At 61.0% G+C, this 17002-nt stretch carries 14 protein-coding genes; 10 read left to right on the forward strand and 4 right to left on the reverse strand.

The window, feature by feature from the left end:
- Positions 1–110 precede the first annotated feature (110 nt).
- Positions 111–821 carry a FadR/GntR family transcriptional regulator gene (locus B5G03_RS04705; RefSeq protein WP_087180603.1) on the reverse strand — a complete coding sequence of 237 codons (711 nt, stop codon included), beginning with the start codon at positions 819–821 and terminating at the stop codon, positions 111–113.
- Positions 822–1053: 232 nt separating this feature from the next.
- On the opposite strand from B5G03_RS04705, the gene hypB reads away from it, so the two are divergent.
- The 10 genes from hypB to B5G03_RS04755 all read left to right on the forward strand — a co-directional run bounded on the left by hypB (position 1054) and on the right by B5G03_RS04755 (position 12488).
- A complete protein-coding gene (gene hypB / locus B5G03_RS04710; protein WP_087180604.1) occupies positions 1054–1734 on the forward strand; it encodes a hydrogenase nickel incorporation protein HypB in 681 nt (226 codons plus the stop codon).
- A 25-nt stretch (positions 1735–1759) separates the two neighbouring features.
- Positions 1760–4528, forward strand: a complete 2769-nt coding sequence (locus B5G03_RS04715; protein ID WP_087180605.1) for an FAD-dependent oxidoreductase — start codon at positions 1760–1762, stop codon at positions 4526–4528.
- Positions 4529–4531: 3 nt separating this feature from the next.
- Positions 4532–4945: a hydrogenase maturation nickel metallochaperone HypA gene (locus B5G03_RS04720; RefSeq protein WP_087180606.1), complete on the forward strand. Its 414-nt coding sequence runs from the start codon at positions 4532–4534 to the stop codon at positions 4943–4945.
- 56 nt (positions 4946–5001) lie between these two features.
- A complete protein-coding gene (locus B5G03_RS04725) occupies positions 5002–6048 on the forward strand; it encodes a DUF5692 family protein (protein ID WP_087180607.1) in 1047 nt (348 codons plus the stop codon).
- 313 nt (positions 6049–6361) lie between these two features.
- The gene (locus B5G03_RS04730) at positions 6362–7486 is read left to right on the forward strand and encodes an ABC transporter ATP-binding protein (protein WP_087180608.1); all 1125 of its coding nucleotides are present in this window, start codon (positions 6362–6364) and stop codon (positions 7484–7486) included.
- A complete protein-coding gene (locus tag B5G03_RS04735; RefSeq protein WP_087180609.1) occupies positions 7483–8352 on the forward strand; it encodes a carbohydrate ABC transporter permease in 870 nt (289 codons plus the stop codon). The genes B5G03_RS04730 and B5G03_RS04735 overlap by 4 nt, the downstream gene beginning before the upstream one ends.
- On the forward strand, positions 8353–9285 hold the full coding sequence (locus B5G03_RS04740) for a carbohydrate ABC transporter permease (RefSeq protein ID WP_481808405.1): 933 nt from the start codon (positions 8353–8355) through the stop codon (positions 9283–9285).
- Positions 9286–9375: 90 nt separating this feature from the next.
- Complete coding sequence (locus B5G03_RS04745) at positions 9376–10794, forward strand: ABC transporter substrate-binding protein (RefSeq protein ID WP_087180610.1); 1419 nt, start codon at positions 9376–9378, stop codon at positions 10792–10794.
- Between the two features lie 88 nt (positions 10795–10882).
- A complete protein-coding gene (locus B5G03_RS04750; protein ID WP_087180611.1) occupies positions 10883–11626 on the forward strand; it encodes a glycerophosphodiester phosphodiesterase in 744 nt (247 codons plus the stop codon).
- A gap of 7 nt (positions 11627–11633) precedes the next feature.
- Entirely contained in the window at positions 11634–12488 is an 855-nt protein-coding gene (locus B5G03_RS04755; protein ID WP_242962289.1) for an HAD-IIA family hydrolase, read from the forward strand.
- Between the two features lie 69 nt (positions 12489–12557).
- On the opposite strand, the gene B5G03_RS04760 is transcribed toward B5G03_RS04755, so the two are convergent.
- The 3 genes from B5G03_RS04760 to B5G03_RS04770 form a co-directional block, all read right to left on the reverse strand.
- Positions 12558–13823, reverse strand: coding sequence for an MFS transporter (locus tag B5G03_RS04760; protein WP_087180612.1), 1266 nt, complete (start codon positions 13821–13823; stop codon positions 12558–12560).
- Positions 13824–13966: 143 nt separating this feature from the next.
- Complete coding sequence (locus B5G03_RS04765) at positions 13967–16237, reverse strand: hydratase (RefSeq protein WP_087180613.1); 2271 nt, start codon at positions 16235–16237, stop codon at positions 13967–13969.
- Complete coding sequence (locus B5G03_RS04770; RefSeq protein ID WP_162613331.1) at positions 16231–16989, reverse strand: GNAT family N-acetyltransferase; 759 nt, start codon at positions 16987–16989, stop codon at positions 16231–16233. The genes B5G03_RS04765 and B5G03_RS04770 overlap by 7 nt, the downstream gene beginning before the upstream one ends.
- Positions 16990–17002 lie beyond the last annotated feature (13 nt).

Raw genomic sequence — 17002 nt, forward strand, 5'->3', positions numbered from 1 at the left:
TTCTGCTTTGACTTATAAAAAGAATACCAAATAAAAAGAGTGCGCTGCCCTCAGCTTGGGGGCGGCGCACTCTTTTTCTTATGCTGTTCTGTGCGGAGCAAAGGAGAAGCTCACCGCTCGCTGTAGATCTGCTGGCTGCCCCGGATGGCCTGGCCCAGATACCGGTCGATCCATTCCGCTGCGGCCTGCTCATCCCGGGCACGGATGCAGTCGTACAGGCGCTCGGTGTTGCGCAGCAGCGCCTCGATGCCGTACAGCCGGCAAAAGCGCATCCAGAGGGTGATGACCGGGGCCTTGAAGGAATAGTAGATCAGCGGCACGATGCTGTTGCCGCCTACCAGTGCCAGCTCGTGCTGAAACTGGAACGCCGCCTCGGCGGCCTGGGCGATGTCCTCCGCCTGGGCCATGCGGGCCAGATGCTCGCCCAGACTGTCCAGCGCCTGGTCCGACGCATAGCGGATGGCGGAGTTCACCGCCAGATGTTCCAGCGCCTGGCGCACCTCCAGCAGCGAGCGGATCTCGTCCTTGCCCAGCACGCCGTCCCGGTATTCCATGATGGCGATCAGGGTGGAAAGGTTGCCCTTGCGGCGGTAGTCCGCCACGCAGGTGCCCTGCCGGGGGCGCACCTCCAAAAAGCCCTGTTGGGCCAGCTCGGTCAGACCACCGTTCACCACCGCCCGGCTCACCTGCATCTGCCGGGCCAGCTCCCGCTCCGGGGGAAGCTGAGTGCCCATGGGCAATTCACCGGAAAGAATCATTCCTTGCAGCTGACGCACGAACAGTTGTTTCAGACTGGGAGAATTCAGTTTTTCAAAGGGCATGCAAATCACCTCGGCTTTTGTTGTGGCTATACCACATACCACAAGCCTATTTTACCATGCAATTCGCTCAAGGAGAAGCCCTTACTTTGGGCTGTTCTCTGAAAAATTGGGATTTGATTGACGGCCAACAATGGGAATGTTAAGCTATTAACAGCTAAAGGGCGGAGGAAAGCGGCGATAACTGGCCCTGGTTGGGCCACAAGGCCCGCCCGGAAAACAAGGAGGGGGACCCATGGCGGATACCACCAGCAAGGTAAAAGTGATCGAGATCAAGCAGAGCGTGTTTGCGTCCAACGACGAACAGGCCCGCAATCTGCGCGGGGAACTGAAGGAGAAGGGCGTGTTCCTTCTGAATCTGATGTCCTCGCCGGGCGCGGGCAAAACCACCACCCTGAAGCAGACCGTGAAGGCGCTGGAGGGCCAGCTGCGCATTGGTGTGATGGAGGCGGACATCGACTCGGATGTGGACGCCAAAGCAATGGCCGACACCGGCGTGAAGGCCATCCAGCTGCACACCGGCGGTATGTGCCATCTGGACGCGGACATGACCCGTCAGGGCCTGGAGGCGCTGGGCACCGAAGATGTGGACCTGGCCATTCTGGAAAACGTGGGCAATCTGGTCTGCCCGGCGGAGTTTGACACCGGCGCGGTGAAGAACGCCATGATCCTGTCGGTGCCGGAAGGCCACGACAAGCCCCTGAAATATCCGCTGATGTTCTCGGTGTGCGACGTGGTGCTCATCAACAAGACCGATGTGATGCCCTATTTCGATTTCGACCTGGAAAAGTGCAAGGAGTACATCCGCATGCGCAACCCGAACGCAGTGGTCATTCCCATCTGCGCCAAAACCGGCGAAGGCATCGAGGCCTGGGCCGACTGGCTGCGCGGGCAGGTAAAGACCTGGAAGAGCTGAGAAACGAAGGAAAGGACAAAAGGATATGAGCCAGACCCATTTTCCCCTGGATGAAGAAAAGCTGCCCTTTTCCATCCCGAAGGACGAAAAGCCCCGGGAGAAGATTTTAAAGCTGGGCCAGAAGATCACCGACCGGGTACCCGCCAAGCTGCGCCCGCTCACCGCAGAGGACCCGGAATACTGGGGCCTTGCGGGCATCGTCACCGACGAGATGGCGGATGTGGCCCTGAAAATGAAGGTGCGCAAACCCATGACCCTGCCCCAGCTGGTCAAGGTCACCGGCAAGCCTGCCCAGGAGCTGGAGCCCCTGCTGCAGGAAATGAGCAACGTGGGCTTGCTGGAATATAACTGGGAAAACGAGCGGCGGGAGAAACAGTATGTGCTGCCCATGTTCGTGCCCGGCAGCGCCGAGTTCTTCAACATGAAGCAACAGCAGATCGACGAGCACCCGGAGGTCACCGCCTTTTTCGAGCGCATGACCTTCCTGCCGCTGGAGCATATCACGGCCATGGTGCCCCCCGGCGGTGCGGGCATCGGCATGCATGTGATCCCGGTGGAGCAGGCCATCCAGACCGAGAACCGCTCGGTGGACATCGAGCACATCTCCCACTGGCTGGATAAATACGACGGCAAGTACGCCGCCAGCCCCTGCTCCTGCCGCATGTCCCGCGCCAAGCTGGGCGAGGGCTGCGGCGACGACCCGGAGGACTGGTGCATCGGCGTGGGCGACATGGCGGACTACCTGGTGGAGACCAATAAAGGCCACTATGTAGACCGGGACGAGGTGCTGCGCATCTTAAAGCGCGCCGAGGACAACGGCTTCGTGCACCAGATCACCAACATCGACGGTGAGAACAAGATCTTCGCCATCTGCAACTGCAATGTGAACATCTGCAACGCTCTGCGTACCAGCCAGCTGTTCAATACCCCCAACATGAGCCGCTCGGCCTATGTGGCCAATGTGACCACCGAAAACTGCGTGGCCTGCGGCCGCTGCGTGGAATACTGCCCGGCGGGCGCGGTGCGCCTGGGCCAGAAGCTCTGCACCAAGGACGGTCCGGTGGAATACCCCCGTCAGGAGCTGCCGGACCGGGTGAAATGGGGCCCGGAAAAGTGGGACATCAACTACCGGGACACCAACCGCACCAACTGCCACGACACCGGTACCGCTCCCTGCAAGACTGCCTGCCCGGCTCACATCGCGGTGCAGGGCTATCTGAAAATGGCAGCCCAGGGCCGTTACACCGAGGCGCTGGCCCTCATCAAGCAGGAGAACCCCTTCCCGGCGGTGTGCGGCCGGGTGTGCAACCGCCGCTGTGAGGATGCCTGTACCCGCGGCAAGATCGACCAGGCGGTGGCCATCGACGAGGTGAAGAAGTTCATCGCCCAGAAGGATCTGGACGCGGCCACCCGCTATGTGCCGCCCATCCAGCCCCCCTCCAACCGGGGCGGCTTTGACGACAAGATCGCCATTGTGGGCGCGGGCCCGGCGGGCCTGTCCTGTGCCTTCTTCCTGGCGAAGAAGGGCTACAAGCCCACCGTGTTTGAGAAAAACGCTCGACCCGGCGGTATGCTGGTTTACGGCATCCCCTCCTACAAGCTGGAGAAGGACGTGGTGGGCGCGGAGATCGAGGTGCTGCGCCAGATGGGCGTGGAGATCCGCTGCAATGTGGAGGTCGGCCGGGACGTGACGCTGGATGACCTGCGTGCCCAGGGCTATAAGGCCTTTTATCTGGCCATCGGCTGCCAGGGAGGCCGGACGGCAGGCATCCCCGGCGAAAACGCCGAGGGCGTGACCACGGCGGTGGAGTTCCTCCATCGGGTCAGCGAGGACGAGACCACCCCGGTCAAGGGCCGGGCGGTGGTGATCGGCGGCGGCAACGTGGCCATCGATGTGGCCCGCTCCTGCCTGCGCTGCGGCGCGGAGAATGTGGCCATGTACTGCCTGGAGCAGGAAAACCAGATGCCCGCCTCCCCCGAGGAGATCGCCGAGGCCCGCCAGGAGGGCGCGAACATCCACTGCGGATGGGGCCCCAGCCGCATCCTGGAGGAAAACGGCAAGGTCACCGGCGTGGAATTCAAGCGCTGTGTGTCGGTCACCGACGCAAACGGCCGCTTCGCCCCGGTCTACGACGAAAAGGATACCATAACCGTACCCTGTGACCGGGTGTTCATGAGCATCGGCCAGAGCATCCAGTGGGGCGGGCTGCTCACCGGCAGCACCGTGCAGCTGGGGGGCGGCGGCCGGGCCCAGGCAGACCCGCTGACCTACCAGACCGCCCAGCCGGACGTGTTTGTGGGCGGCGACGTGTACACCGGCCCCAGCTTCGCCATCGACGCCATTGCCGCGGGCAAGCAGGGCGCAGTGTCCATCCACCGGTTCGTGCAGCCCAACACCAGCATGACCATCGGCCGGGACCGCCGCCAGTTCATCGAGCTGGATAAGGACAACGCGGTTCTCACCGGCTACGACAGCGCTGCCCGCCAGCACCCCGCCATGGACGGCCGCATCGACCACACTCGCTCCTTCCGGGATGCCCACGGCACCTTCACCGAAGAGCAGGTGAAAACCGAGACCGCTCGCTGCCTGGGCTGCGGCGCCTCGGTGGTGGACCCCAACAAGTGCATCGGCTGCGGCATCTGCACCACCAAGTGCGAGTTCGACGCCATCCATCTTTCCCGCGAGCTGCCCGATTGCAGCAACATGGTGCGCAGTGAGGACAAGTTCAAGGCCATCCTGCCCTATATGCTCAAGAGGGAGATGAAGATCCGCTTCGGCAAGAAGGAGAAATGAGCCATGCATGAACTGGGCATCGTGTTCCACATCATCCGCGGCGTGGAAGAGGTGGGCCGCAAAAACCGGGTGAAGCGGGTCAGCGCGGTGACGCTGCAGCTGGGCGAGGTGTCCGGTGTGGTGGAGCACTATCTGCAGGATTGCTGGCGCTGGGCGGCGGATCGTTCCGAGCTGCTGAAAGGCGCGCAGCTGCGGGTAGAGACCATTCCCGCCCAGACCCTGTGCGAGAGCTGCGGAGAAATTTATCCCACTGTGGCCTATGGCAAGACCTGCCCGGCCTGTGGTTCTGCGCACACACACCTTTTGCAGGGCAGCGAGATGCTCATCAAGGAGATCGAGGTGCCCGAAGAAAATGATATTCCCCCCGAACCGGAAGGGACGGGGGAGACACAGTGCCCGGTTTGCGGCCGGGCCTGATCAAGCCAATTGGAAAAGCCGGCACAAAAACGTGCCGGCAAAGGAGGAAATTTATCATGTTGTTCCAGATTTATGGAGAAAACGCCGGCTTCCAGCTGTTGGGCTGGCTGCTGGTCTTTGCGGGCCTGGTGGTGCTGAACGAGCTTTCTCGCCGCACCAAACAGGGAGGGGTGTTTTTCTTTTTGATTCTGCCTGCGGCACTCACCGTGTATTTCGTGTCCATCTATGTGGGCGCGGCCATGGGCGCCGAGTGGGCGCTGAATAATCCTACTTACGTTCACATGAACAGCTGGTTCCATTATGCCAAGCTCTACGCCGCCACCGCCGGATGCATCGGCTTCATGATGATCAAGTATAAGTGGGGCATCGGCAAGCAGCCCTGGTTCCGGGTGTTCCCCTTCGCCATTGTGGCCATCAACATTCTGATCGCCGTGTGCAGCGATTTCGAGTCCGGTATTCGGGGCGCCATGGCCCTGGCCGCCACCGGTGACCGCTGGTGGCTGTCCAGCGAGAACGTGTGGCTGTACGGCGGCTGGTGGAACTGGGTCAACGGCATCGCGGGCATTTTGAACATCCTGTGCATGACCGGCTGGTGGGGCATCTACTCTTCCAAGAAGCACGACGACATGCTCTGGCCGGATATGACCATCTACTTCATCATTGCCTACGACCTGTGGAACTTTGAGTACACCTACAACAACCTGCCCACCCATGCCTGGTACTGCGGTCTGGCTCTGCTGCTGGCCCCCACCTTCGCCAACGCACTGTGGAACAAGGGCGGCTGGATTCAGAACCGTGCCAACACTCTGGCTTTGTGGTGCATGTTCGCCCAGGTGTTCCCGGCCTTCCAGGATTACAGCGTGTTCAGCACCCTGCCGGTGCTCTATTCCGACGGTGTGATGGATGCCACCGTGCGGCCCACCACCGCCAATCCCACCATGCAGGGCGTGATCGCCATTCTGGCGCTGGCGGCCAACGTGATCGTGCTGGCCATCATCATCAAGCGGTCGGTGGAGCAGAAGAAGAATCCCTATAAGAACGAGATCTTCACCGATCACCGGGATTACCGTCAGGCCATGGCCCGGGCGGAAGTTACCCGATAAACCTGAGCAAAATCTTGCAAACACTTAACAGAATTTAACAAAACCGATCCATTCTCCTCTTTCCTTGCCCCGGCGGCGCAGATTTCCCCCTCTGCGCTGCCGGGGCCTTATTTTTGCGGCATTTGACTGGCAGAATTTCCGGTAAGTTTTGGAAGATTTTGGGCGAATTTGCTTTTCTTGCTTTTTACAAACGATTTACCGGAAAGCGGCGGAAAGGGCCGGGAAAATCCGGTATCATACCCAGTGTACCGGGCAGTGTGCCCCAACGAGTGAGGGCGGCCCGGCGGAAGACAAGGGGGAAGAGAAAAGCTTTATGGCAGAAATCGTTTTGAAGAATATCAGCAAAATATACGACAAGGGCCAGCGGGCGGTGAGCGATTTCTCGCTGCACATCCACGATGGCGAGTTCATCGTATTTGTGGGCCCTTCCGGCTGCGGCAAGTCCACCACCCTGCGCATGATTGCCGGGCTGGAGGAGATCAGCGAAGGCGAACTGTGGATAGGCGACGAGTTGTGCAATTACGCCGAGCCCGGCGAGCGGGATCTGTCCATGGTGTTCCAGAACTACGCACTGTATCCGCAGATGAGCGTGTACGACAACATGGCCTTTTCGCTGTCGGTGCGCAAGGTGCCCAAGGACCAGATTGCCCGGCGGGTGGACAAGGCCGCCGAAATGCTGGACATCAAGCACCTTTTGAACCGCCGTCCGGGCCAGCTGTCCGGCGGGCAGAAGCAGCGGGTGGCCATCGGCAGCGCCATCATGCGTGAGCCCCGGGCTTTTTTGATGGACGAGCCGCTGTCCAACCTGGATGCGAAGCTGCGGACCCACATGCGGGTGGAGCTGGCGGCGCTGCATCAGAAGCTGGGCGCCACCATGATTTATGTAACCCATGACCAGACCGAGGCCATGACTCTGGCGGATCGCATTGTGGTGATGAAGGAGGGACGCATCCAGCAGGTGGCAAGCCCGGCGGAGTTATACAGCCGCCCCACCAACCTGTTTGTGGCGGGCTTCATCGGCTCTCCGGCTATGAACTTTGTCCGCGGCACCGTGGAGGAAGGGGAGCAGAGTATTGTGTTCCGCAGCCGGAACGGTCTGTGCCTGCCGCTGACCTTTGATCAGGCGGCGGGCCTGTGGCCCCGCTGCAAAGGCCGCGAGGTGGTGCTGGGTGTCCGCCCCGAGGACATTCTGCCCACGCAGGCAGCAAACCGGGTGCTGGGCCGTATGGACGGCCGCCTCACCGCCTGTGAGGGCCTGGGTCACGAGACCATCCTGCATCTGGAAACCGCCGACGGTGAGTTTGCCGCCCGGGTAAAGGAACGCACCGACGCACGCGCAGGCGATGCGGCCTCCCTGTGGGTGGATATGGAAAAGGCTCACTTTTTCGATGGTGAGACCGAACAAAATCTTTTTTATCAGTGGAGCGATTGCGAATGAACCAGTTACGTCAACGGCTCGCCGGGGTGAGCCCCTATTGTTACCTGATCCCCTGCTTTGCAGTGTTCGGCATGTTCCTGTTTTACCCCTTTTTTAAGACCATTTATCTGAGCCTGTTCCTCACCGATAAGCTGGGCAAGGCAAAGATTTTTGTGGGGCTGAAAAACTACACCGACCTGCTCACCTCCGAAAGCTTTTACAACAGCATCTTGGTCACCCTGATCTTTGTGGTGATTGTGGTGTTCGGCAGCATGCTGCTGGGCCTTGCCACTGCTGTGCTGTGCAGCAAGACCTTCCCGGGCATCCGGGCCTTCAGCACCGCCTATGCGCTGCCCATGGCCATTGCCTCCAGCGGCGCGGCCATGATCTTCAAGGTGATCCTGAACCCCACCATCGGCGTGTTCAACAAGCTCACTGGTCTGGACATCAACTGGATCAGCGACCCCCGCTACGCCCTTATCTGTGTGGCGGTGCTCACTGCCTGGCTGAACAGCGGCATCAACTTCCTGTACTTCTCCGCGGGCCTGGGCAACATCGACGAATCCATCTATGAGCGCGCCTCTGTGGACGGCGCCAGCGGCGTTCAGAAGTTCTTCCGGCTCACCCTGCCGGGCCTGAGCCCCATCATCTTCTATACCTTGGTGGTCAACATCATCCAGGCCTTCCAGTCCTTTGGCCAGGTGAAGATCCTGACTCAGGGCGGCCCCGGCGAGTCCACCAACCTGATTGTTTACTCCATCTACCGCGACGCCTTCTTCAACTACAAGTTCGGCAGCGCGGCTGCCCAGTCCGTCATTTTGTTCCTCATCATCATGGCGCTGACCCTGGTTATGTTCAAGGTGGAAAAGAAGGGAGTCAAGTATTAAATGGATATGCCTGTGAATCAAAAGGCCCCTCTGAACGGCGTGCTGCGCCGGGGCCAGTATACCGAAGAGCAGCTGGCGGCCCTGCACCGCCGCATGAGCGCTGCCGCCCTGCGCCGCCGCCGCATTAAGACCGGCGTGCTGGTTGCGCTGAATGTGGTGGTAGCCCTGTTCATCCTCTTTCCGCTGCTGTATGCGGTCAGTGTTTCTCTGATGACCGGCAGCGAGTTGTTCACCATGGATATGAATTTAATCCCCAGCGCTCCCACGCTGGAAAACTATCTGCGCGCCTGGGCGCAGGTGCCCCTGCTGCGCTTTATCTTGAACTCCTTCCTGGTGGCCGGGTGCATCACCCTGGGCCAGATTCTCACCTGCTCGCTGGCGGCCTTTGCCTTCTCGTTTTTGAACTTCAAGGGCAAGAATGTGCTGTTCATGCTGGTGATGGCCACCATGATGGTGCCCGGCGAGGCCACCATCATCTCCAATTACCTGACCGTGAGCCAGCTGGGCATTCTGGACACCTATCTGGTGCTGATTCTGCCCTCGCTCACCTCTGCCATGGGTATTTTCCTGTTCCGCCAGTTCTATATGACCTTCCCCATCTCGCTGTATGAGTCCGCCAAGCTGGACGGCTGCGGCAACCTGCGCTTCGTCGTGCGCATCCTGCTGCCGCTCACCAAGTCTGCCATCGGCGCCATGTCGGTTTACACCTTCATCAACGCCTGGAATATGTACATGTGGCCCCTGCTGGTCACCGGCTCCCAGGAGATGCGCACCGTGCAGATCGGTATCAGTATGCTGGACAACACCGATGCCCAGTCCATTACCCTGATGATGGCCGGTGTGGTGTCGGTGATCATCCCCAGCATGATCATCTTCGTGGTGGGCCAGAAGCAGCTGATCCGGGGTATGTTCTCCGGCGCGGTGAAGGGTTAAATAAACGCTGCAACCGGCGAGAATACGCCGTTTGTAAATAGAAAAAGGATAAACAACGAAGTATAATAAGTATTTGAGGAGAGAAAAGAAATGCAGAAAAAGAAGATCCTGGCGGGCGTTCTGGCCGCCGCAATGGCAATGACCACCCTGGCCGGCTGCGGCGCGGGCGCGTCCGGCAGTTCTGCCGCGGCGGGCGGCACCGCCGAGAACACCGCCGTGCAGACCGAGGCCCAGAGCTCCGGCCTGATCAGCGAGAACTTTGCCAATGTGGACACCAATGGAACCAAGATCACCTTCTGGCATTCCATGGGCGGCGTGAACGGCGAGGCCATGACCTATCTGGTGGATAAGTTCAACGCCGAAAATGAGTACGGCATCACCGTGGAGGCCGTGTACCAGGGCAGCTACGACGACGCCATCAACAAGCTCAAGAGCGCCCAGATCGGCAACATGGGTGCGGATCTGGTTCAGATCTACGACATCGGCACCCGATTCATGATCGACTCCGGCTGGGTCATTCCCATGCAGGAAATGATCGATGCCTCCGGCTATGATATCGCTCAGATCGAGCCCAACATCGCCGCCTACTACACCACCGGCGACGGCCTGTACTCCATGCCCTTCAACTCCTCCACCCCTCTGCTGTACTACAACAAGGACATGTTCGAGGCTGCGGGCATTGAGCAGGTTCCCACCAGCTTCTCCGAGATCGCCGAGGCCGGCGAAAAGCTGAAGGCCGCCGGCTGCACTGAGCCCATCGCCATCAGTGTATACGGCTGGTGGTTCGAGCAGTTCATGAGCAAGCAGGGCCTGGAGCTGGTGGACAACGGCAACGGCCGTGACGCGGCCGCCACCAGCGTGGTGTTCGACTCCAACGGCGGCGCGCTGAACATCCTGAACGGCTGGAAGCAGCTGTACGATGCAGGCGTTGCCCCCAATGTGGGCCGTTCCGGCAGCGACACTGCCACCACCGACTTCACCTCCGGCAAGGCCGCCATGATGTTCGGCAGCACCGCCTCTCTGAAGCAGGTCCTGCAGGACAGCGGCGATTCCTTTGAGGTGGGCACCGCCTACTTCCCCAAGGTAAATGACAGCGACGAGGGCGGCGTGTCCATCGGCGGCGGCTCCCTGTGGGCGCTGAACAACAACGATGAGACCAAGGCTGCTGCCACCTGGCGCTTCATCGAGTTTTTGATCTCTCCCGAGTCCCAGGCTTACTGGAATGCTCAGACCGGCTACTTCCCGGTGACCACCGCTGCCGCTGAGCAGGATACCTACAAGCAGAACATGGAGCAGTATCCCCAGTTCCAGACCGCCATCGACCAGCTGCATGACTCCGCTCCCCAGTACGCGGGCGCTCTGCTGAGCGTATTCCCCGAGTCCCGCCAGATTGTGGAGACCGAGATCGAGGAGATGCTCAGCGGCGGCCAGACCCCCGAGGAGGCGGTGCAGTCCATTGCCGATCAGATGAACGAGACCATCGAAACCTATAACCTGATCAACGGCTGATCTTCCCATCGCCGGAAGCACGACCGGGAAAAGACTCATCTTTTCCCGGTCTTTCGGCTTGATTACAGACAACAAAGGAGAAAAAACCATGAAACAGAGCAAAGTATTCGCCCACCGGGGCGCAAGCCAGTACGCCCCCGAAAATACGCTGGAGGCCTTCCGTCTGGCCATGGAGCAGGGGGCCGAGGGCATCGAGCTGGATGTACACCTGAGCGCGGACGGTGAGCTGGTGGTCATCCACGACGAGACTCTGGAGCGCACCACAAACGGCAAGGGCCTGGTGAAGGACCACACCCTGGCCCAGCTGCAGGCTCTGCGGGCAGACAATCACATGGAAGGATTTGAAGCGGCCCGCATTCCCACCCTGCGCCAGGTGCTGGAGCTGGTGCGCCCCGGCGATATGCAGGTGAACATCGAGCTGAAGACCGGCATTTTGTGGTACGAGGGCATCGAGGAAAAGACTCTGGAGCTGGTGAAGGAGCTGGGCATGCAGGACCGGGTGGTCTATTCCTCCTTCAACCATTACAGCATCGAGGAGGTCCGCCGCCTGGACCCCACCGCCGAGACCGCGTATCTCTTCAGCGATGTGATCTTCGAGGTGGAAAAATACGCCGCCCGCCGGGGCGTGAAGGGCCTGCATCCGGCTTTGTGGCATGTGAAAATGGCGGATTTCCTCACCGATTACCTGCAGAGCGGCCTGGCTGTGCGGGTGTGGACCGTGAACCGCCCGGAGGATATGCGCCTGCTGATGGAGCGCGGAGTGGATGCGGTGATCACCAACGATCCCGCCCTGGCGCTGCAGGTGCGGGCGGAACTGGAAGAAAAGGAGTAAGCCGACGGTGGAACAGCTGCGTCAGAAAAAACTCTTTTTGCTGGACATCGACGGCACCATCTGCAAGGGCGAGGGCCTGATCGACGGTGCCAAAGCCTTTCTGGAGACCATTCGTCAAAGTGGCGGGCAATTCATCTTCATCACCAACAACGCCACCCGCGGTACCCGGGATTACATCCGATTTTTCCGGCGGCTGGGGGTGGAGACCGGCCCGGACCAGTACATTACCGCCGCTTATGCCACCATTCAGTACCTGAAAAAACACTGCTCGGATAAGCTGATCTACGGTCTCGCCACCGATTCTTTTTTGCAGGAATGCCGCGAAAACGGCCTGCGCATCACCACCAGCCTGCAGAGTGGCATTGACTGTGTGCTGGTGTCCTACGACAACCAGCTCAATTACGAGAAGATTAAGGATGTATGCCGCCTGCTCACCGAGGGCGAGCCGGAATACATCGCCACCAACCCGGATTTGGTCTGCCCGGTGGAGTTTGGTTACCTGCCGGACTGTGGGGCCATCTGCAACATGATCGAGACCGCCACCGGCAAGCGCCCCCGCTTCATCGGCAAGCCGGAGCCGGCCATGGTGGAGTACGCCCTGGCGCTCACCGGCTGCAGCCCGGAACAGACGCTTGTGGTGGGCGACCGGCTGTATACCGACATTCTGTGCGGCGTGCATGCGGGGGTGGATACCGCCCTGGTGCTGAGCGGCGAGGCTACCCTGCAGGATGCGGCGGCCTTTGCCCATTCGCCCCGGTATCTGTTCCCTTCGGTAAAGGAGCTGGCCGCAGCCATTGCTCCGGCCCGGGCAGCGGCACCTGCCGCGCCGCAGGCCGTTTCGGCACAGGTGCATGCGGTCTGAAAACAGAAAAGGGCAAACAAAAAGCTGTTCCCGGATGAAAAGGGAACAGCTTTTTTGCTTTTAAAAATCTTATTCGGTCTGACCGCCGGGGCCGGGCTCCCGTACCCGGCTCACCACCAGCGCGGCCACGGCGAACAGCACCATGCTGAACGCAAAGGGCAGGCGGCGGTCCAGGCTGGAAAGCCAGCCCGCGAAGTAGCCGAAGGGGCAGGAGAGCGCCACCGTGGAGGCGATGATCAGCGCGTTCATCCGCGCCCGCTCCTGAGCATCCAGATTCAGCTGGAGCAGGGCATCCTTGCGGGGGTTCACCAGAGCGGCACCCACCGCGCAGAGCAGCACATAGGCCAGCACCGCACCCAGCCCGTTCAGCGGCGCCAGAATCAACACCAGTGTGCCCGTGCCGTAGAGGGCCAGCCCCAGCCACAGGGGCAGCCGGAACTGGGAGAAGCGCAGCCGGTGCTGCACACCCACCATAAATACCAGCATCACCACCGCATTTAGGATGGGGAACACCGCCAGAAAATTCTCCGAAAGGCCCAGCCGCTGGGTCACATACAGACTGAAAAAGGTGTTGTTCACCATGTTGGTGATGTAAAAGATAACGGATACCGCCACCGCTTTCAAAAGGCCGGGGCTGCGCAGCAGGCTGGGAATCAGCTGGCGGTATTCCGCCAGCATCCGCAGCGGCGAAACGCTCTTGGTCTGCTCTCGCCGGATGCGGCCCTGGCCGGTCTCATGGCAGAACCGGAAGGTGATGAGGGTCTTGGCAGTCATGGTAAGGGCGAACAGGAAATACAGCACCCGCACCACCGGCACCATGGAATAGGCGCTCACGAACAGACCGGAGAGAGGGGCAAAGAACACCGCCACCAGTCCGCCGATGGTCACCCAGGTGTAGATCTCCACCAGATCGGCCGGGTCGGCGTCCTCGATCAGCAGGCAGAACCAGGCCGTCTGGTTTACCTGCTCAAAGCAGTTGAGCACCGCCGCAATGAGGAACATCCAGAAATTCTGCGACACCGCCCACACCAGGCAGGCGATGGCCCAGCCGAAAAAGTCACCCAACATGGTGGTGAACTTGCGGCCCAGCTTGTCGGTAAGGATGCCGCCCCAGAAAGCGATGACCATCTGCACCGCCATGGTGACCGAAAGGATCAGTCCGATCTGCACGTCGGTCACGCCCAAGGTGTACATGTAAAGGGTGGCAAAGGGGGTGATCAGGTTGTAGGGGATGCCCCACAGCGGCTCGATGAAAATCAAGGTGCGGGGGTTGCCGTGGTTGTTTGCCAGCACCCGGATCAGGGCGTGCTGTTTCCATTTTGCATTCTGTTTCATGGTTTCTCTTCCGCCTGTCGTTTGTTACTCCGATACATTCTATCACAGAAAACAGCAAAGGGGAAGAGGCTTTTTCCGACTTTGGAGGTAAAACAAAAACGCACAGCCAGGGGTTCTGGCTGTGCGTTTGATAACATTCGGGATTAGCCGTGCTTATAGTAGTTGATCAGGCAGCCGTCCAGCAGGATCTGGCGCTCGTCCGCGGTCAGCGGGGCCAGACTCATGTGGAATTCCAGCGGGCCATCCAGGCTCAGCACGTAGGCCTTCACGCAGGAGAGGTCACCGGCCAGAGCCTCGCGCACATTGGGCACCAGGACGTAATCGCCCAGACCAAAGGGAGTGGGTCCGGCCAGCTGGAAGGGCAGCATGCCCCAGTTGATCAGGTTGGAGCGGTAGCGCTTGGTGGCGTACTCCACCGCGATGTTGGCGCCTGCACCCAGCACGCGCTGGCAGCTGGCGGCCTGCTCACGGGCGGAGCCGTCGCCGGGCTTTACCGCATAGATGCTGGAGGCGATGCCCAGCTGCTCCCAGGTCAGCTCGCCGCAGCCGGGAACCAGATGGATGCGCTCCAGCAGGCTGGCACTGGTCTTGCCCGCGGCGCGCTCGGCCTCCTCGGCCTGAATGGCCTTGGCACGGCCCACGTACTCCGGGTCTTTACGGCTAAGGGTGAACTCAGCCAGGCCCAGGGGGTTGGAGCGGTAGGAGCTGGTCTCGCCGCTGGGGATCAGCTCGTCGGTGGTGGTCACCGGGTCGGTGATGTAGCTGCTGATCTTCAGCAACAGGTTCTCGGGCAGGGGCTGAATGGCGGGCCAGTCCTTGATGTTGGGGCCAAGGCGCAGCAGCTCGTCGTAGTTGCCCTTGCCGTAGCCGGAGTAAACGCGGCTGCGGTAGCTGGAATCATCGAACTCGTAGGCCGGAATGGTGGGATCGTAGTCGATGTCGGTGGCGGGGGTCAGGATGCCGCCGTTGCGGGTGGTGGCCGCAATGGAGCGAGCGTCCATCAGGGCCACACCGGCGATTTGGCCGTTGCCCGGCTTGGAGCCTTCCCGGCTGGGGAAGTTGCGGGTGGTGTGGCGGATGCTCAGCGAGCCGTTGGCGGGCACGTCGCCCGCGCCGAAGCAGGGACCGCAGAAGGCGGTGCGGATGGTGGCGCCGCCGGCCATCAGTTCGCCCAGCGCGCCGTTCTTCATCAGAGCCATCATGGTGGGCTGGCTGGAGGGGTAAACGCTGAGAGCGTATTCTCCGTTGCCGCCGGTGTGGCCCTTCAGAATGGTGGCCGCCTCACAGATGTTGGAATACATGCCGCCCGCGCAGCCTGCGATCACGCCCTGGTCCACACGCAGCTTGCCGTTCTCGATCTTGCTTACCAGATCCAGGCGGGCCTTGCCGCCCATCAGGGCCGCGCAGTCCTCCTCGGTCTTGTGCAGGATGTCTTCCAGGTTGGCGTTCAGCTCTTCGATGCTGTACACGTTGGAGGGATGCATGGGCAGAGCGATCATGGGCCGGACTTTGGCCAGGTCCACCTCCACCAGACCGTCGTAGTAGGCCAGGTCCGCAGGGGCCAGGGGGGTGTAATCGCCGCCGCGGCCGTGCAGGGTCAGGTACTCGTGCGTAACCTCGTCGGTGCACCAGATGCTGGACAGACAGGTGGTCTCGGTGGTCATCACGTCGATGCCGCTGCGGTACTCCAGAGGCAGCTCGGCGATGCCGGGGCCAACGAACTCCATCACTTTATTCTTCACATAGCCGTTCTTGAACACCGCGCCGATGATGGCCAGGGCCACGTCCTGGGGGCCGACGCCCACCACGGGCTTGCCGGTCAGGTACACGGCCACCACGCCGGGGCGGGCCACATCGTAAGTACGGCCCAGCAGCTGCTTTGCCAGCTCGCCGCCGCCCTCGCCGATGGCCATGGTGCCCAGCGCGCCGTAACGGGTGTGGCTGTCCGAACCGAGGATCATCTTGCCGCAGCCCGCGTACATCTCGCGCATGTACTGGTGGATGACTGCCAGGTGAGGGGGCACGAAGATGCCGCCGTATTTCTTGGCGGCGGACAGGCCGAACAGGTGGTCGTCCTCATTGATGGTGCCGCCCACCGCGCACAGGCTGTTGTGGCAGTTGGTGAGCACATAGGGCATGGGGAACTTTTCCAGGCCGGAGGCCCGAGCGGTCTGCACGATGCCCACGAAGGTGATGTCGTGGCTGGCCATGGCGTCGAATTTCAGCTGCAAAGCTTCGGCGTCGCCGCTGTGGTTGTGGGCCTGCAAAATGCCGTAAGCGATGGTGCCGGTGTGGGCATCCTTCACCGCGTTTTCGTCAAAGCCCAGGGCAGCCAGCTTGGCGGGGGCCTCGCCGTCCGCCTGCACCCACTGGCCGCGGGCGTAATACATGCCGGTATTGCTGCAAGTTACCATTGAATAAACCTCCTTGAAACAGGGTTTCGGGGTCTGCGCGGCGGCCGGTGCTCTGCTTCCCACCCGATTTGACTCGGTCCGGCCCGCAGCGCGCACACTTCACCGGGCAAAAGCCCGTATGAATCGATTATAGCACAAAGGACCCGGCAGCGCCAACCGCCTGCCGGGTCCTTTGAACTGTTTTTTTTGCTTTTTCGAGCCTTTTGTCCATCCGAGCCGTACGAATTCACAGATAGAGATTCATCCAAAAGAAAATCAACCCACTTGCCGTCGATCTTGAAAAAGCCGGGAAAGCGGCCGATCTCCTCAAAGCCGAATTTGCGGTAAAGTGCCTGGGCGCGGGTGTTGTCCGCCCGCACCTCCAGCGAGATGATCTCGACTCCGGCATTGTTCTTCGCAAAGTCGATGGCCGCCTCCATCAACCGGCTGCCCACGCCCTTGCCCCAGCACTCCTGCAGCACCGAAATGCCGATCTCGGCCCGGTGGCTGGCCCGGGCCAGGGTCATGGCCCGGAAGCTAAGAGAGCCTACCATCCGCCCGTCCAGCCGGGCGACGAAGAAAGCACTGGTGGGGGTTTCGGCCATGGCGCGCAGATACTCCCGCTCCTGCTCCACCGTGGTGGCCGGTCCCTCGGCCCCGAAAGTGAGGTTGTCGGTTTCCGAGCCCACCTGCCGCAGCAGGGCAATCAGCTCTTCTGCGTCCTCCGGGCGGCCCTGCTCGATGCAAAGCCGCTCGCCATAGTTTTCATTCATGGTTGGTTCCTCC

This window comes from Gemmiger sp. An50, from assembly GCF_002161595.1.
Taxonomy (GTDB): domain Bacteria; phylum Bacillota; class Clostridia; order Oscillospirales; family Ruminococcaceae; genus Allofournierella.